Raw genomic sequence first — 22,486 nt, forward strand, 5'->3', positions numbered from 1 at the left:
CTCGTGAGACTTGATATTTTTTACGTCCGGAGACGCTGATATCAATCCTGCGAGTGCCCACACAGATTGTCTGATAAATTGTTAAAGAGCAGTGCCACATACTTCGTGTGGCGCGGGCTGCGTATAATACGCTTTCCGCATTGTCAGTCAAGCGTTTATTTCTGCTTAACTCACTGGTTCGTATGATTTCGAACCTACTTAACCCAGCGCTTCGTAAGCCGTTGTGCCGTGTCAGTGGAGGCGCATTATAGGGAGTTTCCGGAGGCTGACAAGTGCTAATTTCAAATAAAATTCTGAGTGCTGATTTTTTCAACTAAAAGCCGTCAAACCGCCAGTTTTTCCAGCAACGGGAAGCCATAACGCTGTAAAACGGGTGATAACTGAACAGCTTCGCCATCCAGTTCGGTACAAAAAGCCACATTCTGTTGCGAAGAACGTACTTCAGGCGCCTCGTGTTCCAGCAGCCAGACCGTACGGCGCGCTATCGCTGCACCTGAATCAATCAGACGGGTGCCTTCCGGTAATACCTGCTGCAACTCTTCACGCAATAAAGGAAAGTGGGTACAGCCTAATACCACGGTATCCGGCGGCTCCGCCATTCGCAGCCACGGCTGAACAATCCGGCGAACGGCTTCCAGCGAAACCTCTTCGCCATGTAACTTGGCTTCAGCCAGCTCCACCAGCTCCGCCGAGCCCAGCATTTCGATATTGCAGGCGCCAGCAAACTGCGCCACCAGCTCGTGAGTATAAGGACGACGCACCGTAGCACGCGTTGCCAGCAGGCCCACCACGCCATTGCGCGTCATACGCGCCGCCGGTTTGATCGCCGGCACTACGCCGACTACCGGAAAAGCAAAGCGCTCACGCAAAGCAGGCAGTGAGACGGTGCTGGCCGTATTACAGGCGATGATGACTAAAGAGAGCGGGTAGCGCTGGGTAATGGCATCAACAATCGCCACCACGCGCTCGACAATAAAGGTTTCGCTTTTCTCTCCATAAGGAAAGCCGGCGTTGTCAAAGGCATAAAAATAGTGAAGATCCGGCAGCAGTTGCCGGACCTCATCATAGACGGAAAGCCCACCGACGCCGGAGTCGAATACCAGCACGGTGGGTCGCAAATCAGAAGCTGTAGCTGCCGCTGAGGTAATACTCTCGTCCTGGGGTTTGATAGCCATACACTGTCTCGTAATCTTTATCGAACAGGTTGGCAATTCTACCACGAACCGTGAGTTGTGAAGTGAGCGGATATGAGACGGCCAGATCCCACAGGCTAACCCCGCCCAGCTTCACCCGACGGCTGGGCGAACTGTTGAAGTCGGTATCATAACGGTCGCCCAGATAGTGATAAGTCACTGACCAGTCAAAATCATACAGCGTCCAGTCGAGTTGATACTTCACCTGCTGTTTAGCACGACGGATGAGCGGCTGATTAGTGCTGCCATCACGAGCATCGACATAATCGTAAGAGAGCTGGTGCGCCAGCGGCCCGGTATCAAATGAAGCGGTCGCTTCCACACCTTTAATACGCGCCTGCTTAATGTTGTAGTAGCGATAGGTCGACGGGTCGCTATCAATCAGGTTATCGATGTCATTACGATAGCCGGAGACCCGCCAGTTAAGCGGCCCGGTCAGACCTTCAAATCCACCTTCCCACTGCTTGCTTTTTTCAGGATCGAGATCGCGGTTACCATAAAAAGGACTGTAGACCTGAGAGAGGTTCGGTGCCTTAAACGCGGTACCGTAAGAGGCAAAAGCGCGATACCCGGAGATAAATTCCCAGGAAGCCGCCGTCTGCCAGGTATTATGCCAGCCAAACTGGTTGTTATCGTCACCGCGCACCGCGCCTTCAAGCGTCACGCTGCCAAACTGCTGCTGGCCGGTCAGATAGAGGCCGGTGTTACGCTGTTCATAACTGTCTGCCAGATAGTTGGTGCCCGGTTCCGTCGTCTCTTTCTGCCAGTCAACACCGGCGCTGATCGTGCCCTGCCCAATCTGCACGCTGTTGCCCCATTGCAGATTGTATTGGGTCACGTCGTCGAAAGTCGACGCCGCCCCGTAGCGTCCGTTGCGCGGATCGTAATTGATGTCTTTGGTACGGCCATAGCTGGCGATAAGCTGGGACGAATAGACATCATGATTGAAGCGCAACCCCGTGTCCCAGGTCTGGCTATAGAGCTGTCGGGTATCAGCCAGGCCAATAATGTTGCTGTAGCTGGCATCATAGCTATCTGACCCGTCGTAGGCGGTGCGGTTATCAAAACCGTATCCACGCACAAAGCCACTGAGTTCATCACTGAACTGATGCTCCAGATTGCCGTACAGGGTTTTGCTCATAAACCCATCGCGGTCATGCTGTGCCGGACCATACGCGTTGGGATAGCCAGCCACCACGTCATACCCTTTGGTATAGGTATAGTTACCGGCCAGGGTCAGCCTGGTCGCGTCGCCCAGTTTCTGCTGGGTAGAGCCATCATAAGATTGATAACCGTTGGACCCGACGCCTGCCGTCAGCGTGGTTCCCGGTTGCGCACGGCCCGTGATGATATTGACCACGCCGCCAATCGCATCCGAACCGTAGACCGCCGAACGCGCGCCACGGATATATTCAATACGCTGCACCAGCGAAAGAGGAATCTGGCTGAGGTCGGATGAGCCGGTAATGCCAGCCTGATTGAGCCGGATACCATCGATCAGAATCAGGACGTGCCGGGACTCGGTGCCACGGATAAACAGTGAGCTTTGCTGCCCCATACCGCCGCTTTGGGTGATATCGACGCCGGGCAGGCGGCGCATCACATCCGTCAGGCTTTTGGCTTGCCAGCGGTCAATCTCGTCACGCGTCACCACCGTGACAGGGGCCAGCACGCTGGATACCGGCTGAGCGAAACGATTGGCGGTTACTATTTGCGTATCATCATTCCCCTGAGCAAAACCATTTTGCGCCCAGAGAGAAACCGCCGTTGCACTAAAGGCGAACAGCGATGCGGTCGTTTTAGTCATTTTTAATCGCATCCAAAAAACAAAACAGGATGCCGCAGGCATACAATCAATAGCACGCGATGATCGTACGAGTAGCGACGGACACCGGCAGGTCTTCGGGCTGGGAACCATAAGTGGTGATGACTTCCCATCCCGCAGGACAGTGTCTGCAAATGCACTCACCACGACATTCCTTACCGCTGCGCGTCAGCTCCAGATTCACACTGGATTCCCTATTAACTCGGGCTTGAGGCCGGCGAACGCAGTCTACGGAGTGGCGATACGGAAGTCCAGACTTCCAAACTTCTTATCGCTGCGGGACTGGACATCAGCAAGTGAATCCCTACAATCGCCCGCTGGTAAGCTATTAATCAGGACGGAACATGACACCCGAACATCTCCCTATTGAACAATATGACGCGCAACTGGCGGAAAAAGTCAGTCGTTTAAAGACGATGATGACGCCGTTTGCTGCGCCCGAGGTGGAGGTGTTCCGTTCACCGGTCAGCCACTATCGCATGCGTGCGGAATTCCGCCTGTGGCACGATGGCGATGACATCTATCACATCATTTTTGATCAGCAGACCCGCGAGCGGATCCGCGTCGATCAATTCCCTGCCGCCAGTGAATTGATCAACCAGCTGATGCCAAAAATGATCGCGGCGATCCGCGACAATCGCACGCTGCGCCATAAGCTGTTTCAGATCGACTATCTGTCGACTCTGAGCAATCAGATTGTTATCTCGCTGCTCTACCACCGTAAGCTGGATGACGCGTGGCAGCTGGCCGCCAGCGAACTGCGCGATCAACTGCGCGCCGAAGGCCTGGATGTGCAGCTGATTGGCCGCGCCACCAAAACCAAAATCTGCCTCGATCGGGATTATGTGGATGAACGTTTGCCGGTGGCGGGACGTGAGATGATCTATCGTCAGGTTGAGAACAGCTTTACCCAGCCAAACGCTGCGATGAATATTCAGATGCTGGAGTGGGCGCTGGATGTCACTCAGGGTTCGCAGGGTGACCTGCTGGAACTTTACTGCGGCAACGGCAACTTCTCACTGGCGCTGGCGCGTAATTTTCGCCGGGTGCTGGCGACTGAAATTGCCAAACCGTCGGTAGCGTCGGCGCAGTACAACATCGCCGCTAATCAGATCGATAATGTGCAGATCATCCGTATGGCCGCCGAAGAGTTCACCCAGGCGATGACCGGCGTACGCCGTTTTAATCGACTGGAAGGGATTGATCTGACCAGTTATGAATGTGAAACCATTTTTGTCGATCCGCCGCGCAGTGGACTGGATGACGAGACGGTGAAGATGGTGCAGGGTTACCCGCGCATCCTTTATATCTCCTGCAATCCGCAAACGCTGAGCGACAACTTAGAGACGCTGTCGCAGACGCATGAGGTGACACGGCTGGCGCTGTTCGATCAGTTCCCTTATACCCACCATATGGAATGCGGCGTACTTCTGACGCGCAAAGCCTGAAAAAAAACGGGAACCCTGAGGTTCCCGTTGTTTCATCTCTCGCCTTTACTGATTGCGTTTGCGCTTGAAGCGCGTCGCAATCCAGAACAGCAGCGCCACCATCAAAATGGTCGGAATGAAGTTCGAGCCGATATCCGGATATTCTGCCCGCACCAGTGCGCTATAAACCAGGATCCCCAGCAGGAAAAACGCCGCCGCCAGTCCCGGCATACCGTCAGGCATGTTGGTGTTCAGATAACGCTGATGCAGACACCAGGCAGCCAGGCCGAGCGCGATCAGCGGAAAAATCGAAAACGGAACAAAAGCGCTGAACAGCACGGAAAACGAGCCGTTAATCGCTAAACCGGTAATAAAAGCCAGTAACAATGTGCCTTTATCGCGGGAACTCGGGTGGGTCATGGCCTGATCCTTATTCAATGCTCTTCGGGTTTTTCCAGGGTGACCGCCAGTCTTTCTTGTTCCCGGCGGTACCAGTAATAGGCGCCTTTGGCGATCATGCGGAGTTGCAGCACCAGACGATCTTCCAGCTTACGGCGCTGTTCGGCATCGACATCCAGCGCTTCTGCCCCGGCGCTGAAGACGATAGTCACCATCGCTTCGGCCTGCGCTTCGGTAAAACTGCGCGGCATGCGATTTTCGACCTCAAGATAATCCGCCAGTTCAGCGATAAAATGCTGAATTTCACGCGCGACCGCAGCACGGAAAGCGGCAGAGGTGCCGGAGCGTTCACGCAGTAACAGGCGAAAGGCATTGGGGTTATTGCCGATGAATTCCATAAAGGTGGAAACCGAGGTTTTGATGATGCTGCCGCCCTTGGCGATACGCTGGCGCGCCTGGCGCATCAGCTGTCGCAACATCAGCCCGCTTTCATCCACCATAGTCAGACCCAGTTCATCAACATCCTTAAAATGACGATAAAACGAGGTCGGGGCGATGCCCGCTTCACGGGCAACCTCTCGCAAACTCAGGCTGGCAAAACTGCGTTCGGCGCTGAGCTGACTGAAAGCTGCTTCAATCAGTGTACGTCGTGTACGTTCTTTTTGTTGCGCTCTGACGCCCATTCTCTCAGCCTTTTGCGGTGTTGAGGGGGCACTATAACAAAATTTTCAGCGTACAGAGCAGCAAACTTTGTCACCGCCTGTGAACCTCACTCTTTGCCAAACTGTGATGAAAATCGCTGATAGAATTCAGAAGTGCGCGGCGAGATGTTAGAATCTCGTTGTAAAAATGTATAAATAATAGGACGTATCGGTATGCAAAAGTCTTACGATTACGATGCCATTGTGATTGGCTCAGGACCCGGCGGTGAAGGTGCGGCGATGGGGCTGGTGAAGCAGGGAGCGCGCATCGCAGTGATCGAACGCTACCACAACATCGGCGGCGGTTGTACGCACTGGGGCACCATTCCTTCTAAAGCACTTCGCCACGCCGTCAGTCGCATCATCGAATTCAACCAGAATCCGCTCTACAGCGACCACACCCGACTGCTCCGCTCCTCCTTCGCTGACATTCTTAATCACACTGAAAACGTGATCAGCCAGCAAACGGCGATGCGTCAGGGTTTTTATGAGCGTAACCGCTGTGAGCTTTATCAGGGGGATGCCCGTTTTGTTGACGCCAACACTATTGAGATTGAACAACCTGACGGCACGCGTGAACGGCTGACTGCGGAGAAGTTTGTCATCGCTTGTGGTTCGCGTCCTTATCATCCAGATGACGTCGACTTTACCCATCCGCGTGTCTACGACTCAGATTCAATCCTTAACCTGCATCACGAACCGGGCCACGTAATCATTTATGGTGCCGGGGTGATTGGCTGTGAGTATGCGTCGATTTTCCGCGGCCTGAACGTCAAGGTTGACCTGATCAACACCCGCGATCGTCTGCTGGCGTTCCTGGATCAGGAGATGTCTGACTCCCTCTCTTATCACTTCTGGAACAGCGGCGTGGTGATTCGTCACAACGAAGAGTTCGAGAAGATTGAAGGAGTGGAAGATGGCGTGATTATCCATCTGAAATCGGGCAAAAAGGTCAAAGCTGACTGTCTGCTGTACGCCAACGGCCGTACCGGTAACACCGATTCGCTGTCACTGGAAAATGTCGGACTGGAAGCGGATGGCCGTGGCCTGCTGAAAGTGAATAGCATGTACCAGACTGCACAGCCGCACATCTATGCGGTCGGTGATGTGATTGGGTATCCGAGCCTGGCGTCGGCTGCTTATGATCAGGGCCGGATTGCCGCACAGGCCATCGTCAAAGGGGAAGCCTCCGCGCACCTGATTGAAGATATCCCGACCGGCATTTATACCATTCCGGAAATCAGCTCCGTGGGTAAAACCGAGCAGCAGCTGACAGCGATGAAAGTGCCTTACGAGGTGGGTCGTGCGCAGTTTAAGCATCTGGCGCGGGCGCAGATTGTGGGTATGAACGTTGGCAGCCTGAAGATTCTGTTCCACCGCGAAACCAAAGAGATTCTGGGTATTCACTGCTTTGGCGAGCGGGCGGCCGAAATTATCCACATCGGTCAGGCGATCATGGAGCAGAAGAACGGTGGCAACACGATTGAGTACTTCGTGAATACCACCTTTAACTACCCTACCATGGCCGAAGCCTATCGCGTGGCGGCATTAAACGGCTTAAACCGCCTGTTTTAACGCCGTGTCGAAATGATGTTGCATGTGGGTTTTAATTGCCTCTGCCAGCTGTTCATAACGGCTGCGTAGAGGTGAACCCGGCCGGTAGACCAGCGCGATGGTGCGCTGAGGAACCGGTTTGTAGCAAGGCAGATAACACACGCCATCGCGGATACGTTCTGGCGGTACCGCCAGCGCCGGAAGCAGCGTAATGCCGCTGCCTGCCGCCACCATATTACGCAGCGTTTCCAGACTGGTGGCCCGGAAATGGGTATCTTCATCCGCGCCCGCCTCAAAGCAGAAGCCCATCGCCTGGTCGCGCAGACAGTGGCCATCTTCCAGCATCAGCAGTTTCTCGCCAGCCAGATCGGACATCGGCACCCGATCGCGATCGCGCCATGGATGATCGGCATAGACCGCCAGCTTCATTGGCTCATCAAACAGCGGCACCTCGATAAAGGCTTCACTCTCTTTGACCAGCGCCAGAATTGCGCAGTCCAGCTTGCCGCTGTCGAGTTGTGCCAGCAACTGCTGGGTTTGCGCCTCATGCAGATACATTTCCAGTTTTGGAAACGTCTGGTGCAGCATCGGAATAATTTGTGGCAGCAGATAAGGACCGGTGGTTGGAATAAGGCCGATATGCAGCGGGCCTGACATCGCTTCCCCTTGCTGACTGGCCATCTCTTTCAGCACTTTCACTTCACGCAGCACCGTTCGTGCCTGATCCACCAGCAGCAAGCCGGCCTGAGTGAACAGCACTTTACGGCTGGTACGCTCCAGCAGCATCACACCCAGCTCATCTTCAAGCTTACGGATCTGCCCGCTTAACGTGGGCTGGCTGACATGACACGCATCCGCAGCGCGGCGGAAATGACGGTGTTCAGCAAGCGAAACCAGATATTCAAGATCACGAATATTCATTATTACCCTCCAGACCACGATAGTCCGTGGCGATAGATAGAATAGCAATGAACGATTAGCCCTATCAAGGGTGGGCGGGAATAATGCACGCATCAAAATAAGCGGTTCGCCATTAAGGAGAAAAAATGTTTGCAAGTCAGGAAGGTAAAGCCGTTCCGCAGGTCACTTTTCACACCCGCCAGGGCGATCGCTGGGTCGATGTAACCACCGATGAGCTGTTTAACAACAATACGGTGATCGTTTTTTCTCTGCCGGGCGCGTTTACTCCTACCTGCTCATCCAGCCATCTGCCGCGTTACAACGAGCTGTCAGGTGTTTTTGCACAGCACGGCGTGGACAGCATTCTGTGTGTCTCCGTTAATGACACCTTTGTGATGAATGCATGGAAAGCGGAACAGCGGGCAGAAAACATTACCTTTATCCCTGATGGCAACGGCGAGTTCACCCGCGGCATGGAGATGCTGGTTGAGAAAGCCGATCTCGGCTTTGGCCCACGCTCATGGCGTTACTCGATGCTGGTGCGTAACGGCGTAGTTGAGAAAATGTTTGTTGAGCCGAACAAGCCAGGCGACCCGTTTGAAGTGTCAGATGCCGATACCATGCTGCGTTATCTGGCGCCGGAATTTAAAGTGCAGGAGTCAGTGTCGGTCTTTACCAAGCCAGGCTGCCCGTTCTGCACCAAAGCAAAACAGCTGCTGATGGACCACGGAATTCAGTACGAAGAGATCGTGCTGGGACAGGATGCCACGACCGTCAGCCTGCGTGCCGTTTCTGGCCGGGCAACGGTGCCGCAGGTATTTATCGGTGGCCGTCATATTGGCGGCAGTGATGACCTGGAGCAGTTCCTGCTGTCAGCGTAAACCTATCTCTGTGTCAGCCGGGAGTGCTGGCCCTTTGATGATGTGCCTATAAAAAAAGTAGTAATTCTGAAGCTAGAGGTTGGCGGGCATGTAACATGCCCGCTTTTTTTTGCCTTGCGAACATCCCCGGGCGGCAGATATCAGGCCCCAGGCATTCCCTTCATTATATCAGTCAGCAGGTCCTGCGCCATAACCAGCCCCGCTTCATAGCCAACATAAGTGCCATAAACAGCACCTGCGACTGCGCCGGCAATCGCCCCGCCGATCATGCCGACCAGAGAAGTCAGGCCACCACCGATACCGATCACATCCGAAGAGCTTGCACCACGGCCACCTAAAATGGCTAACGTCCAGGCCCCTATGACCGCGCCGCCAATGGCGCATACTGCACCTTCTGCAATATTGGCCAGAAAGTTATCACCATAAGCACCGGAAACGGAACTGACTTCAAAAGCATTTAATTCACGCATACACTATTTCCTGTTTAATTATAAAAAAATGAATGTAATTATTATTTAACTCCACCGGAAATAATCGTCTGCGCCAGCAGATTAGCCAGAGGAAGACTGTAAGAAAGCGAAACCAGCTAGCCAGCAATAACGCCACCTACTCCGCCAATTATTGCGCCGCCAATAGCGCCTGCTATCTGACCAATGAATCCCAGCCCAAAGATTCCCATTGCATCACCGCCGTGCAGAAAGCCAATTACACCGCCGCCAACAGCAGCGGCTACGCCGCCGAGAATTGCGCTGGCCAGATGATCGCCAATAAAAAACGCAATATCATTAGGTGTAGTTGTCGCACCTGAAATAGCAAACGTCTCATCAATCGTTAATTCACGCATAAGCCCTCCTGGCTCAAAAAATACATTAAATAAACACCTGTTCGATGCGTTGATAAAGTAGCTTCATTTTTTAGCTTAAGAAATAGTAAAAACTCCATAAAACGGGCAAATGTTATTTCGAGTGTTAAAAGAGCGCGTTTATACGCAAACCACATTCTCCTGACATTCAGTTAAGTACTGTGCCGGGGGTGCGTTATAAGTGTGGGGGTAAACTGCAGATAAAAGATAAGAATGGTGATCAGGCACGGGAGAGGATTGACTGCTGCAAGGCTGGCAAAGCAAGCGCTTTGCCAGCCTGTATTTTTATGCCAGGCGCTGCTTTGCCTCGCTGAGGGCATGAGCAACCTGCTGCGGTGAAACGCCACCCAGCGCATTACGCTTATCCAGACAGGATTGCAGCGCCAGAATCGGATAGACATCCTCCTCAATGACTGCACTGAACGGCTGTAACTGCGCCAGTGTCAGCGCTTCCAGCGCCACGCCCTGTTTGATCGCCTCTACCACCACTTCTCCGACAATGTGGTGCGCTTCACGGAACGGAACCCCTTTGGCCACCAGATAATCCGCCAGTTCAGTCGAGTTGGCGTAGCCCTGCTCGGCCGCTTCCTGACAACGTGGACGCTTCACCTGCAGGCCATCCAGCACCAGCACCGACATATGCAGGCAGTCGAGCCAGGTATCGAGCGCGTCGAATAATCCCTCTTTGTCTTCCTGCATATCCTTGTTGTAGGCCAGCGGCAAACCTTTCAGCGTCATCATCATGCCGGTCAGTGCGCCCTGTACCCGGCCGCATTTGCCCCGGATCAGCTCCAGCGCATCCGGATTTTTCTTCTGTGGCATCAGTGATGAGCCGGAGGTCACCTTGTCGGACAGTTCGATAAAGCCCGCTTCACCGGTGTTGAAGAAGATCATATCTTCGGCGAAGCGCGACAGATGGACCATGCCGATCGCGGCGTCAGAGAGCAGCTCGAGCACATGGTCGCGGTCAGAAACCGTATCCAGACTGTTGCGGGTCGCCGAGGCGAAACCTAACCAGCCCGCCAGTTGCTGACGATCGATTTCGTAGGCGGTACCCGCCAGCGCGCCGCAGCCCAGCGGGCTGACATCCAGCCGTTTCAGGGTATCCTGCAGGCGGCTTTCATCACGCGCCAGCATTTCGACATAGGCCAGACACCAGTGCGCAAACGTAACCGGCTGCGCCCGCTGCAGATGGGTGTAACCCGGCATCACTGCATCCTGGTTCGCTTCTGCGGTCGCAACCAGCGCCTGCTGCAGCTCACGCGTTGCGCTCAGCAGCGCGTCGACCTGCATTTTGCACCACAGCTTGAGATCGGTAGCGACCTGATCGTTACGGCTACGGCCGGTGTGCAGTTTTTTGCCCAGCGCACCGACTTTGTCGATCAGCTGACCTTCTACCCAGCTATGGATATCTTCAGCATCGCTCTGCAAAATCTGCTCAGGATTGGCGCGCACTTCCGCCAGCAAGGCAGTCAATGCTGCTTCCAGCTGCTGCTGCTCATCCTGGGTCAGGACATTCACCGTCACCAGCGCTTTGGACCAGGCGACAGAACCCATGATGTCCTGCTCCGCCAGGCGGTAATCGAAGCGCAGCGAATCGTTGAACTGTTTGAAACGTTGATCTGCTGCCTGGGTAAACCGTCCACCCCAAAGTGCCATGGGAAAACTCCTTCAAATCGTTAAACAAAGGGCGGCATAAATGCCGCCCCTGATCTCAAACGGTGAGGCGAGGCGTACCTCGCCTGAGAATTACTTCTTCTGCTCGTTCAGGGCGCGGATGCGCGAAGAGAGCGAGAACAGACGGATAAATCCGCCAGCATGACGATGGTCGTAAACTTCGTCTTCGCCGAAGGTTGCGAACTCTTCGGAGTAGAGGCTGTTCGGTGAACGCTTCTGCGTCGCCGTGGCCTGACCTTTGTAGAGCTGCAACACCACTTCGCCATTCACTTCTTCAGCCAGTGATTCCGCAGCGGCCTGAATTGACTTACGCAGCGGTGCGAACCAGCGGCCGTCGTAGACCACGTAAGACATCTCCTGACCCAGCTGCTCACGCCATTTGAAGCTATCGCGATCCAGTACCAGCTGCTCAACCGCACGCAGCGCGTTAACCATGATGGTGCCGCCTGGGGTTTCATAGCATCCACGGGACTTGATGCCGACCAGACGGTTTTCAACGATATCGATCCGGCCCACACCGTGTTTCGCACCGATCACGTTGAGTTTTTCCAGACACTGGAACGGGCTCAGTTTTTCGCCGTTCACTGCCACTACCCGACCCTTTTCAACGGTCACGGTGACTTCTTCCGGCTGATCCGGCGCTTCTAAAGGATCGACGGTCCAGACCCAGCAATCTTTATTCGGTGCATTAGCCGGGCTTTCCAGCACGCCGCCTTCGGTGGAGATGTGCCAGGCGTTTTCATCGCGGCTGTAGATTTTTTCCAGCGACGCGGTGGTCGGAATGTTGCGCTCTTTCAGGTAGTCCAGCAGCGCTTCACGTGACCGCAGGTTCCATTCACGCCATGGCGCGACCACTTTCAGCTGCGGGGCCAGCGCGGTGTAGGTGGTTTCGAAACGCACCTGATCGTTACCTTTACCGGTTGCACCGTGACAGAGTGCATCCGCGCCCACTTTCAGCGCCAGCTCAACCTGAGCTTTCGCGATGATAGGACGCGCCACCGAGGTGCCCAGCAGATAGGTGCCTTCATACAGAGCGCCGGTCTGCAGCACCGGGTAAACGTAATCGCTGATGAACTCTTCACGCAGATCAACCACGTGACACTCAGAGGCACCGGACTGCAGCGCTTTCTTCTCTACGCCTTCAAGATCGCTGCGCTCCTGACCGATATCGGCCACAAACGCCACCACCTCACAGCCGCCGTAGTTCTCTTTCAGCCACGGAATGATGGCGGAAGTATCAAGACCACCGGAGTAAGCCAGAACGATTTTTTTGATGCCTTGCGTTTGCATTTCGTAATCCTTGAATCAGAGTCGTTAAGCGAGAATCCGGGTGCCAATCGGCACGCCGTTAAACAGGTCAGGCAACCGCTCAGCGTGACGCCAGCTGGCGATATCCACCGGGCGGCCCAGCGTACGCGCCGCATCCAGCGCAGCGTGCACCTTCACAATCATGCCATCGGTAATAATGCCCTGGGTAATCAGCTGCTCAGCTTTGTCGGCGGTCATCTCTTCGATGCGCTGACCTTTGCCGTCGAGAATACCGCTGACGTCTGACAGCAAGACTAAATCAGCGCCAAGGGTCGATGCCAGCGCCGTCGCAGCCTGGTCGGCGTTGACGTTCATCAGTTCGCCGTCGTCAGTGATGCCGATAGAACTGACGACCGGCATATAACCAGCGGCCAGCAGGGTGTTCATCAGCGCCGGGTTACCCGGCATGGCGTGACCCACGTGGCCCAGTTCTTCATCAAACGGGGTAACGTTAACCATTCCGGCATCGCCAAGGCAGAGGCCAACCGCGTTGATGCCGGTTTTTTTGGCCCACGCCAGCAGGGTTTTGTTGGCAGTTCCCGCCAGCGCACCGGTAATAATGTCGATCTGATCGGCCGGCGTGACGCGCAGGCCGTTCTTTTTCTTCACCGGCAGCGCCAGCTTTTTCATCAGCTCATCCACCAGGCAACCGCCACCGTGAACAATAATCAGCGGACGCTGATGGGCACTGCGATAAGTCAGCAGCGCATCAAACAGACGGGCCAGCGCTTCTTCGCTGTCTAACAGCACACCGCCCAGCTTGATAATCAATGGATTGGTCATGGTTTACTCGTCCGTTAGGTCAGTGAGGTGGTTTCAGGGAAGCCGAAGCGGATATTCAGACACTGGACTGCCTGCGACGCGGCGCCTTTCAGCAGGTTATCTTCGGCGGCCACCACAATCAGGTGCTCATCCTGTACCTCAAAACCGATGTCGCAATAAGGCAGACCCACCACCGCTTTCAGTGCCGGAACGCCCTGCTCGTAGAGCCGGACCAGTGGCTTATCGTGATACGCGCGCTGGAACACTGCCGCCACGTCTTCGCGGCTCACGCCCGGATTTAACCGGCAGGTTATCGTCGCCAGAATACCGCGCGGGAAGTTGCCCAGATGCGGCGTGAAAATCACCGGCGTACCAAGATGCGCCACGATTTCCGGGTGATGACGATGGTTGAACAGACCGTAAGGCTGCAGGCTGACTTCGCAAAAGCTGGTGCCGACGCTGGCTTTACGCCCTGCGCCGCTCACGCCGCTGGTGGCGTTGATCACCGGCCACTGTGCCGTATTCAGCAGGCCCGCCTCCACCAGCGGTTTCAGCGCCAGCTGGGCCGCCGTCGGGTAACAACCCGGCACGGCCACCAGCTGTGCCTGCTTAATCTGCTGATGCTGATATTCCGCCAGGCCATAGACCGCTTTATCCAGCCAGTCGCCATGCTGATGGGTGAAGCCATAGAAGCGGGTATAAAACGCGGGATCATTGACGCGGAAGGCACCGGACAGGTCGAATACCACACAACCGGCCTTGAGAAATTCCGGAGCCAGATCGTGGCTGACTTCATGGGCCGTCGCCAGAAAAACCACATCCACTTTATCTGCCCATTCCGCCGCATGGCTCAACGGCTGTAGCGGCAGATCCACTACCCCTTTCAGCTGCGGATGCAGATCGGACAAGCGCTTACCCGCATCGGGACTTTGCGCCGAAACCGCTAAAGCGGTTATGTTGATATCTGGATGGCGATTCAGGAAGGTGGCGAGCTCTACGCCAGCGTAACCACTGGCACCCACGATCAGCGTATTCAACATCAGGCTGTAACCCTTTTTACAGTCACACGTTCCGGGTCGCGGCCTTGCCCCGTTGCCCACAATGTCGTTTGCAGCGATTTAAGGTTCACATGCAGACGACGTTAATGTATTTTTATTCACTATTAATGCATGAATATTGATACATCCTAACTCAAGGACCGTCAACAGTGAAGACAAAATTACCGCCTTTTATCGAACTCTACCGCCAGTTGATCGCCACACCGTCAATCAGCGCAACCGATGCCGCACTGGACCAGAGTAATGAAACTTTAATCAATTTGCTGGCTGGCTGGTTTCGCGACCTCGGCTTCAGCGTTGAAGTTCAGCCGGTGCCCGGCACCCGCAATAAATTTAATATGCTGGCCCGGACCGGTGACGGCGCAGGCGGGCTGCTGTTAGCCGGTCATACTGACACCGTGCCGTTCGACGATGGCCGCTGGACCCGCGATCCCTTTACCCTGACCGAGCACGACAACAAACTCTACGGCCTCGGCACCGCAGATATGAAAGGCTTTTTCGCCTTTATTCTCGATACGCTGCGGGATGTGGATGTCACGACGCTGAGCAAGCCACTCTACATCCTCGCCACCGCCGATGAAGAGACCACCATGGCCGGCGCTAAATACTTTTCTGAATCGACCCAGCTGCGTCCGGATTGCGCCATCATTGGCGAACCGACCTCACTCAAGCCGGTTCGCGCGCACAAAGGGCACCTGTCGAACGTGATCCGTATTGAAGGCAAGTCGGGCCACTCCAGCGATCCGGCGCGCGGCGTCAACGCCATTGAACTGATGCATGAATCGATCACCCATCTGATGCAACTGCGCAATACGCTAAAAGAGCGCTATCACCACGATGGTTTCGCTATTCCCTATCCCACGATGAACTTCGGGCATATTCACGGTGGCGATGCGGCTAACCGCATTTGCGCCTGCTGTGAACTGCATATGGATATCCGGCCGTTGCCGGGCTTATCGCTCAGCGATCTGGATGGACTGCTGAACGACGCGCTGGCCCCGGTCAGTGCGCGCTGGCCTGGCCGTGTGACGGTCGCAGAGCTGCATCCGCCGATTCCGGGTTACGAATGCCCGGCGAACCATGAACTGGTCAGCGTGGTCGAGAAATTACTCGGTACGCCAACCGAAGTGGTGAACTACTGCACCGAGGCACCCTTTATTCAGCAGCTCTGCCCGACGCTGGTACTGGGTCCGGGCTCAATCAATCAGGCGCACCAGCCAGACGAATTTATTGATACCGCATTTATTAAGCCGACGCGGGCGCTTATCAGTCAGGTTGTGCAGCATTTTTGTCACTGATTAACAGCAAATGGGGCATTTCACTGTGATATCAGTAAAATGCCCGGTCATTCTGCGGGATTTAACAATAAGAATAACTTATCCCGCTCCGTCCCAAATAAATTCCATGAATTTCGGTTAGTTAGCCGCACGTTCGCCCCACTTTAACGCATTTGACGTGGACAGGTTTACGTGGCTAGATAAAAGACGTTGTTATGCCCACCGGGTAACTATCCAGATATTTTCAGATTGCAGACAGGCGGCAACTGAGCAAATTCCCCGTACATTACCGGGAAGATAAAGTTGCTGCTTTTTCTGCTGCCTGAAAAGGGTCGGGTGTAGAAGTTTTTCAAGACGATAAGGGTGTCAGGGTCCAATGAACGAACAATATTCCGCAATGCGAAGTAATGTCAGTATGCTCGGCAAACTGCTCGGGGATACGATTAAGGATGCGCTGGGCGAGAACATCCTCGACCGGGTGGAAACCATCCGTAAGCTCTCCAAGTCATCCCGTGCAGGTAATGACACTCATCGTAAGGAACTGCTTAATACGCTGCAAAACCTCTCCAATGACGAGTTACTGCCGGTGGCCCGCGCGTTTAGCCAGTTTCTGAACCTCACCAACGTGGCTGAGCAGTACCAGACCATCTCGCACAGCGGTGAAGGCGCAAACCATCCTGAACTGCTGAAAAAGACCTTCGAAACCCTGAAACAGCAGAAAGACATCAGCGAAACCGCGATCCGTGAGGCGATTGAGTCGCTGTCGCTGGAGCTGGTGCTGACTGCGCACCCGACCGAAATCACCCGCCGCACGCTGATTCACAAGCTGGTGGAGGTCAACAGTTGCCTCAAGCAACTCGATCACAGTGACATTTCCGATTACGAACGTAACCAGATTATGCGCCGTCTGCGCCAGCTGGTGGCGCAGGCCTGGCATACCGACGAGATCCGCAAATATCGTCCGACCCCGATTGATGAAGCCAAATGGGGCTTCGCCGTGGTCGAGAACAGCTTATGGGAAGGCGTTCCGGCTTTTCTGCGCGAGCTGAACGAGCAGGTCGAAGAAGCCTTCGGGATTAAACTGCCGGTCGATTTCGTGCCGGTGCAGTTCACCTCATGGATGGGCGGCGATCGTGACGGCAACCCTAACGTCACAGCCGCCATTACCCGCCACGCGATGCAACTGAGTCGCTGGAAAGCGGCCGATCTGTTCCTGCGTGACATTGGCGTGCTGATCTCTGAGCTGTCGATGTCGGAGTGCAGCGAAGAAGTGCGCGAACTGAGCGGCGATCCGGACGCGCTGGAACCTTACCGGATGATCCTGAAACGTCTGCGCAGTCAGCTGATGACCACGCAGGCATTCCTTGAACGTCGACTGAAAGGCGAACGTCTGCCGCGTCCGGCGGACCTGCTGGTCTCCAACGACCAATTGTGGGATCCGCTGTATGCCATTTATCAGTCACTGCAGCAGTGCGGCATGGGCATCATCGCCAACGGCCAGCTGCTGGATACGCTGCGCCGCGTGAAGTGCTTTGGCGTGCCGCTGGTACGTATCGACCTGCGCCAGGAGAGCACCCGTCATACCGAAGCCATTGCGGAAGTGACCCGCTATCTCGGCCTCGGCGATTATGAAAGCTGGTCCGAAGCGGACAAACAGGCCTTCCTGATCCGCGAATTGAATTCAAAACGTCCGCTACTGCCGCGCAGCTGGGAACCCAGCGATGAGACGCGCGAAGTGCTGGAAACCTGCCGCGTTGCGGCTGAAGCCCCACAGGGCTCGATCGCCGCTTACGTTATCTCAATGGCGAAAACGCCGTCTGACGTGCTGGCGGTCCACCTGTTACTGAAAGAAGCGGGCATCAACTATGCCATGCCGGTGGCACCGCTGTTTGAAACGCTCGATGACCTGAATAATGCCAACGACGTGATGAGCCAGCTGCTGAGCATTGACTGGTATCGCGGCTTTATTCAGGGCAAACAGATGGTGATGATTGGCTATTCTGACTCAGCGAAAGATGCCGGCGTCATGGCAGCCAGCTGGGCGCAGTATCAGGCGCAGGATGCGCTGATCAAAACCTGTGAAAAGGCCGGGATTTCGCTGACGCTGTTCCACGGACGCGGCGGCACCATCGGCCGTGGCGGCGCACCGGCACATGCGGCTCTGCTGTCACAGCCACCGGGCAGCCTGCGTGGCGGCCTGCGCGTCACCGAACAGGGCGAGATGATCCGCTTCAAATATGGTTTACCGGAAGTCACCATCGCCAGCCTGTCGCTCTACACCGGCGCGATTCTCGAAGCGAACCTGATGCCGCCGCCGGAGCCAAAACGCGAATGGCGCGACATCATGGATCAGCTCTCTGCCGACTCCTGTGCGATGTATCGTGGCTATGTGCGTGAAAACGAAGATTTTGTGCCTTACTTCCGTTCAGCGACACCGGAGCAGGAGCTGGGTAAACTGCCGCTGGGCTCACGTCCGGCCAAGCGTCGTCCGACCGGCGGCGTAGAGTCGCTGCGTGCGATTCCATGGATTTTCGCCTGGACGCAAAACCGTCTGATGCTCCCTGCCTGGCTGGGTGCCGGTGCGGCGCTGCAACAGGCGATGGCGGCGGGCCATCAGGATCAGCTGGAAGCGATGTGCCGCGACTGGCCGTTCTTTTCCACTCGCCTCGGCATGCTGGAGATGGTGTTCTCGAAAGCCGACCTGTGGCTGGCGGAATATTACGATCAGCGGCTGGTCGAAAAATCACTCTGGCCGCTGGGCAAACAGCTGCGCGACCAGCTGGATGCGGATATCAAAGCGGTACTGACCATTGCTAACGACTCTCACCTGATGGCCGATCAGCCGTGGATTGCTGAGTCGATTGCGCTGCGTAACGTCTATACCGATCCTCTTAACGTGCTGCAGGCGGAACTGCTGCATCGTTCACGTGCTCAGGAAGCCCGTGGTGATGAGCCGGATGCACGCGTAGAGCAGGCATTAATGGTGACCATTGCGGGTGTGGCAGCCGGCATGCGTAATACCGGTTAAGCCGGTGCAGGCGCGGTATTCGCGCCTGCTACTGATAACAAAAAAGTCGGGATAAGCCCGACTTTTTTATTGGCTGGAGCGGTCGAATCAGGCGGCCGCGACGGCGGGACGCACCCCCAGAGTGTGGCAGATGGCATAACTCATTTCGGCACGGTTCAGCGTGTAGAAGTGGAAATCTTTCACGCCTTCGCGCGACAGAATCTTCACCATATCCATCGCGATGTTGGCACCTACCATTTTGCGCGTCTCAGCATCATCATCCAGCCCGGCAAACATTGCATTCATCCAGCCCGGCACGCGTACATTGGTCAGCGTGGCGAAGCGTTGCAGCTGTTTAAAGTTTGAGACCGGCAGAATACCGGGCACGATCTCTACGTCGATGCCGGTCGACACACAGCGATCGCGGAAGCGTAAATAGCTTTCGACGTCGAAAAAGAACTGGGTGATCGCCCGGTTCGCGCCGGCATCAATTTTGCGCTTCAGGTTAATCAGATCGGCCTGCGCGCTTTTGGCTTCCGGATGGACTTCTGGATAAGCCGCAACCGATATATCAAAATCACCAACCTCTTTCAGCAGCGAGACCAGATCGCAGCCATACATTTCTGGCTTACCGCCGCCTGGTGGCAGGTCACCGCGCAGCGCCACGATATGGCGGATACCGTTGTTCCAGTAATCCTGCGCGATGGTGCGTAACTCTTCTCGCGTGGCATCGACACAGGTCAGGTGCGGCGCGGCTTCCAGACCGGTGCGATCTTTAATCCCTTTGATGATGCTGTGGGTACGATCGCGCTCGCCAGAGTTCGCGCCGTAGGTGACAGAGACGAATTTTGGTTTCAGGCTGCTCAGGCGATCGATTGAGGTCCACAGCGTCGCTTCCATTTCGCTGGTACGCGGCGGAAAGAATTCAAATGAGACATTAATTTGCCCGTTCAGCTCTGCCAGGCTCTGGTTTAGCGCTTCGCGCTGATTGGCATGAAAGAAACTCATCCTGCATCCTCATCGATCACATCGGTTAACTGTCGATCTGTAAACATCCATACGTTTAGACGTCCAGATGTTCAAAATGACCGAATCCGGCATCAGCGTCAACTAAAAAATGATCAACGGCGGTGATAAATTTTCATTCAACCTGAAGGAAATTCATGATGGGTGAGGATTAAAGACGAGAACAGGCGCCGAAGCGCCTGAGAAGAAAGGATTACAGCAGTTGCGCCAGGCGATTGATATCTGACTGAATGGCGCCCGCTGTGACATCACGTCCCGCACCCGGACCGCGGATCACCAGCGGATTATCACGATACCAGCGGCTTTCAATGGCAAAAACGTTATCGCACGGCAACAATGCGGCCAGCGGATGCTCCGGTCGCACGGCTTCGACGCCGACCCGGGCTTTGCCGTTGCCATCAAAACGGGCAACATAGCGCAGCACTAAGCCCAGCTCCTGCGCAGCTTCCAGTCGTTGCAGCATCTGCTCATTCAGCTCTTCACCATTTTCAAAGAAATGGTCGATCGAACCCTGCTGGCCGTTATCCGGCACCAGAGATTCAACCCGAACCTGATCCGGTTCGATGTCATATCCCGCTTCACGCGCCAGAATCACCAGCTTACGCATCACGTCCTGTCCGGAGAGATCGACGCGCGGATCGGGCTCGGTTAAACCCTGCTGCCACGCCTGATCCACCAGCTCGGTGAACGGCACCGTGCCGTCAAACTGCAGGAACAGCCACGACAGCGTGCCAGAGAAGATGCCGCTGATCGCCAGGATAGTGTCGCCGCTGTCGCGCAGATCGCGCACCGTGTAGTTAATCGGCAGGCCAGCCCCTACCGTGGCGTTATATAACCAGTGACGGCCGGTTTTGGTAAAGGCATCGCGGATTTGCCGCCACGTCTGGCTGTCCGACGCGCCCGCTACCTTATTGGCACTGATGACGTGAAAACCGTGACTGGCGAAATCGAGGTACTGCTGCGCCAGCGGCGTGCTGGCCGTGACGTCCAGCACCACTAAGTCGTCAAACGGGTGCGCCCGCATCCACAGGAACAGCGATTCTTCATCACGTTCTACCGCTTCATCATCAAAGAAGGCCAGCGCCCGGCTGGCGTCCAGTCCGTCGTAACTCAGCAGGCTACGGCGGCTATCGGCCACACCGGCCAGCACAAATTCAAATCCGGTACGGGCCGACAGGTTTTCGTGATCACGCGCAAACAGTTCCAGCCAGCGCGAACCGATATTACCTTTACCGAACAGCATCAGGCCAATGCGCTTTTCCGCCCGGAACAGCGACTGGTGCAATCCCTGGATCAGATGACGGGTCGGACCGACGCGCAGCACCGCCACCACGCTGATGTGCTCTTCTGACTGCCAGATAAACTCTACCGGCTGGTCTTTTAACTGCTGCCAGAAACGGTGGGTATGCAGCGGATTGCGGGTGACGCCCGCGCCCACCAGCGCCACCAGAGCCAGCCCATCACGCAGTTGCAGATGGCCCGGCAGACCGGCATCCTGGAGCAGCGAAAAAGCGCTGTTGACCACTTCTGAGGTGTAGCAGAGCTGCAGCAGTTGGCGGTCGGGATGTACACCCACCGCCAGCGGACGTAGCTGGGCGCGCTTCAGCAGCAGATCGATCTCTTTATGCAGCAGGCTGAAATCGTGCTGTTCCGGCAGCAGAATCTCAATCAGGCAAACGTCATCGTGACTGGTCACGATACGGGCGCCGGTACCGGAAGCCAGTACGCGCTCAATGCGGGTTGAACCCTGCTCCGGCTGGTAGCTGCAGCGCAGTTGCAGATCAATGTCGCTGCCCGAGACCGGCTGCAGTGTGCGGGTATGCAACACCGGGGCGGCAAGGCGCGCCAGTTCACTGGCTTCATCCAGCCTTAACAACGGCAGCAGACAAGCATCCGACACTTTACGCGGATCGGCACTGTACACGCCGGCCACATCGCTCCAGATGGTGACGCGACCGACGCCCGCCAGCGCGCCAATCTGCGTCGCGGAATAGTCGGAACCGTTACGTCCGAGCAGCACCGTTTCACCGGCGTCGTTACGGCTGATGAAGCCGGTCACCACGATGCGCTTGTGCGGATGTTGTGCCAGCAGGGTTTGCAGCAGTGGCCACGACTTGCCTTCATCCACCTGCGGTTGCGCGGCCCGTTCAGCACGCAGAAAATCGCGCGCATCCAGCCAGCAGGCCTGCATATCACGCTGGCTCAGCACCGCGGCCATCAGGCGGGCCGACCAGATTTCACCGTGCCCGACCACTTCGGCATACACCGCGTCCGTCAGCGTGCCATCCAGCAGGGCGGCCAGCTTCTCCAGATCGCGGATGAATGCCGAGACTAACGGTTCAGCGATCTCAGCAGGCAGCAGCGCGCTAATCAGCTCGCTTTGATAACGCCGTAAAGCCTGTTGCACCTGGTGCGCAGACAACCGATCGCTCTGGCTGAGCTTCAGCCAGCTAATCAGCTGGTTGGTGGTCGAGCCTGCCGCCGACACCACCATCATGTCGCCCGGCTGGCTGTAGTCCGCCATAATACTGGCCACACGCTGATAGCAGCGTGCATCCGCCAGGCTACTGCCGCCAAATTTATGCAACTGCCTGATATCCGGCGTTCCCGCGCCTGCTGAAATCGTCAT

The 22,486-nt window shown here is 55.7% G+C and carries 18 protein-coding genes and 1 riboswitch; of the genes, 5 read left to right on the plus strand and 13 right to left on the minus strand.

The window, feature by feature from the left end:
• Nucleotides 1-323: 323 nt before the first annotated feature.
• Nucleotides 324-1,175, minus strand: coding sequence for a glutamate racemase (murI, locus tag ABIB18_RS20175; protein WP_354475434.1), 852 nt, complete (start codon nucleotides 1,173-1,175; stop codon nucleotides 324-326).
• Entirely contained in the window at nucleotides 1,120-3,000 is a 1,881-nt protein-coding gene (btuB, locus tag ABIB18_RS20180; protein ID WP_031377631.1) for a TonB-dependent vitamin B12 receptor BtuB, read from the minus strand. Before btuB ends, murI begins: the two co-directional genes overlap by 56 nt.
• A 69-nt stretch (nucleotides 3,001-3,069) precedes the next feature.
• Nucleotides 3,070-3,252: riboswitch (cobalamin riboswitch) on the minus strand.
• Between the two features lie 110 nt (nucleotides 3,253-3,362).
• On the opposite strand from btuB, the gene trmA reads away from it, so the two are divergent.
• Nucleotides 3,363-4,466: a tRNA (uridine(54)-C5)-methyltransferase TrmA gene (trmA, locus tag ABIB18_RS20185; RefSeq protein ID WP_031377632.1), complete on the plus strand. Its 1,104-nt coding sequence runs from the start codon at nucleotides 3,363-3,365 to the stop codon at nucleotides 4,464-4,466.
• A 45-nt stretch (nucleotides 4,467-4,511) separates the two neighbouring features.
• Here trmA and ABIB18_RS20190 read toward each other — a convergent pair whose 3' ends face one another.
• Together ABIB18_RS20190 and fabR are read right to left on the minus strand one after the other, a co-directional pair.
• Complete coding sequence (locus ABIB18_RS20190) at nucleotides 4,512-4,865, minus strand: YijD family membrane protein (protein ID WP_354475437.1); 354 nt, start codon at nucleotides 4,863-4,865, stop codon at nucleotides 4,512-4,514.
• Between the two features lie 14 nt (nucleotides 4,866-4,879).
• A complete protein-coding gene (gene fabR / locus ABIB18_RS20195; RefSeq protein ID WP_354475439.1) occupies nucleotides 4,880-5,527 on the minus strand; it encodes an HTH-type transcriptional repressor FabR in 648 nt (215 codons plus the stop codon).
• Between the two features lie 192 nt (nucleotides 5,528-5,719).
• Here fabR and sthA point away from each other — a divergent pair, with 192 nt between their 5' ends.
• Nucleotides 5,720-7,120, plus strand: a complete 1,401-nt coding sequence (gene sthA / locus ABIB18_RS20200; RefSeq protein ID WP_031377634.1) for a Si-specific NAD(P)(+) transhydrogenase — start codon at nucleotides 5,720-5,722, stop codon at nucleotides 7,118-7,120.
• Here the strand turns inward: sthA and oxyR are convergent.
• Entirely contained in the window at nucleotides 7,103-8,020 is a 918-nt protein-coding gene (gene oxyR, locus ABIB18_RS20205; protein WP_031377635.1) for a DNA-binding transcriptional regulator OxyR, read from the minus strand. The two genes, sthA and oxyR, sit on opposite strands and share 18 nt — an antisense overlap.
• Nucleotides 8,021-8,145: 125 nt before the next feature.
• Between oxyR and ABIB18_RS20210 the strand changes: the two genes are divergently transcribed.
• Entirely contained in the window at nucleotides 8,146-8,880 is a 735-nt protein-coding gene (locus tag ABIB18_RS20210) for a glutathione peroxidase (RefSeq protein ID WP_354475441.1), read from the plus strand.
• 140 nt (nucleotides 8,881-9,020) lie between these two features.
• Here ABIB18_RS20210 and ABIB18_RS20215 read toward each other — a convergent pair whose 3' ends face one another.
• From ABIB18_RS20215 to argC, 6 genes are all read right to left on the minus strand, one after another.
• On the minus strand, nucleotides 9,021-9,350 hold the full coding sequence (locus ABIB18_RS20215; RefSeq protein WP_069729887.1) for a hypothetical protein: 330 nt from the start codon (nucleotides 9,348-9,350) through the stop codon (nucleotides 9,021-9,023).
• A 116-nt stretch (nucleotides 9,351-9,466) separates the two neighbouring features.
• Nucleotides 9,467-9,724, minus strand: coding sequence for a hypothetical protein (locus ABIB18_RS20220; RefSeq protein ID WP_354475443.1), 258 nt, complete (start codon nucleotides 9,722-9,724; stop codon nucleotides 9,467-9,469).
• A gap of 303 nt (nucleotides 9,725-10,027) precedes the next feature.
• On the minus strand, nucleotides 10,028-11,401 hold the full coding sequence (gene argH, locus ABIB18_RS20225) for an argininosuccinate lyase (RefSeq protein ID WP_354475445.1): 1,374 nt from the start codon (nucleotides 11,399-11,401) through the stop codon (nucleotides 10,028-10,030).
• Nucleotides 11,402-11,491: 90 nt separating this feature from the next.
• Nucleotides 11,492-12,709, minus strand: a complete 1,218-nt coding sequence (locus ABIB18_RS20230) for an argininosuccinate synthase (protein ID WP_354475447.1) — start codon at nucleotides 12,707-12,709, stop codon at nucleotides 11,492-11,494.
• A 24-nt stretch (nucleotides 12,710-12,733) separates the two neighbouring features.
• Nucleotides 12,734-13,510 (minus strand): acetylglutamate kinase, encoded by a 777-nt coding sequence (gene argB / locus ABIB18_RS20235; RefSeq protein WP_031377641.1) that lies wholly within the window; start codon nucleotides 13,508-13,510, stop codon nucleotides 12,734-12,736.
• Nucleotides 13,511-13,524: 14 nt separating this feature from the next.
• On the minus strand, nucleotides 13,525-14,529 hold the full coding sequence (gene argC / locus ABIB18_RS20240) for an N-acetyl-gamma-glutamyl-phosphate reductase (RefSeq protein ID WP_031377642.1): 1,005 nt from the start codon (nucleotides 14,527-14,529) through the stop codon (nucleotides 13,525-13,527).
• Between the two features lie 167 nt (nucleotides 14,530-14,696).
• On the opposite strand from argC, the gene argE reads away from it, so the two are divergent.
• Nucleotides 14,697-15,845 (plus strand): acetylornithine deacetylase, encoded by a 1,149-nt coding sequence (gene argE / locus ABIB18_RS20245; RefSeq protein ID WP_031377643.1) that lies wholly within the window; start codon nucleotides 14,697-14,699, stop codon nucleotides 15,843-15,845.
• Between the two features lie 355 nt (nucleotides 15,846-16,200).
• The gene (ppc, locus tag ABIB18_RS20250) at nucleotides 16,201-18,852 is read left to right on the plus strand and encodes a phosphoenolpyruvate carboxylase (RefSeq protein WP_046289526.1); all 2,652 of its coding nucleotides are present in this window, start codon (nucleotides 16,201-16,203) and stop codon (nucleotides 18,850-18,852) included.
• Nucleotides 18,853-18,939: 87 nt separating this feature from the next.
• Here the strand turns inward: ppc and metF are convergent, their stop codons facing one another.
• Together metF and ABIB18_RS20260 are read right to left on the minus strand one after the other, a co-directional pair.
• Nucleotides 18,940-19,839, minus strand: coding sequence for a methylenetetrahydrofolate reductase (metF, locus tag ABIB18_RS20255; protein WP_031377644.1), 900 nt, complete (start codon nucleotides 19,837-19,839; stop codon nucleotides 18,940-18,942).
• Nucleotides 19,840-20,050: 211 nt separating this feature from the next.
• Complete coding sequence (locus tag ABIB18_RS20260; protein ID WP_046289525.1) at nucleotides 20,051-22,486, minus strand: bifunctional aspartate kinase/homoserine dehydrogenase II; 2,436 nt, start codon at nucleotides 22,484-22,486, stop codon at nucleotides 20,051-20,053.

The organism is Pantoea sp. UYEF8 (assembly GCF_040546285.1).
GTDB lineage: Bacteria > Pseudomonadota > Gammaproteobacteria > Enterobacterales > Enterobacteriaceae > Pantoea > Pantoea brenneri.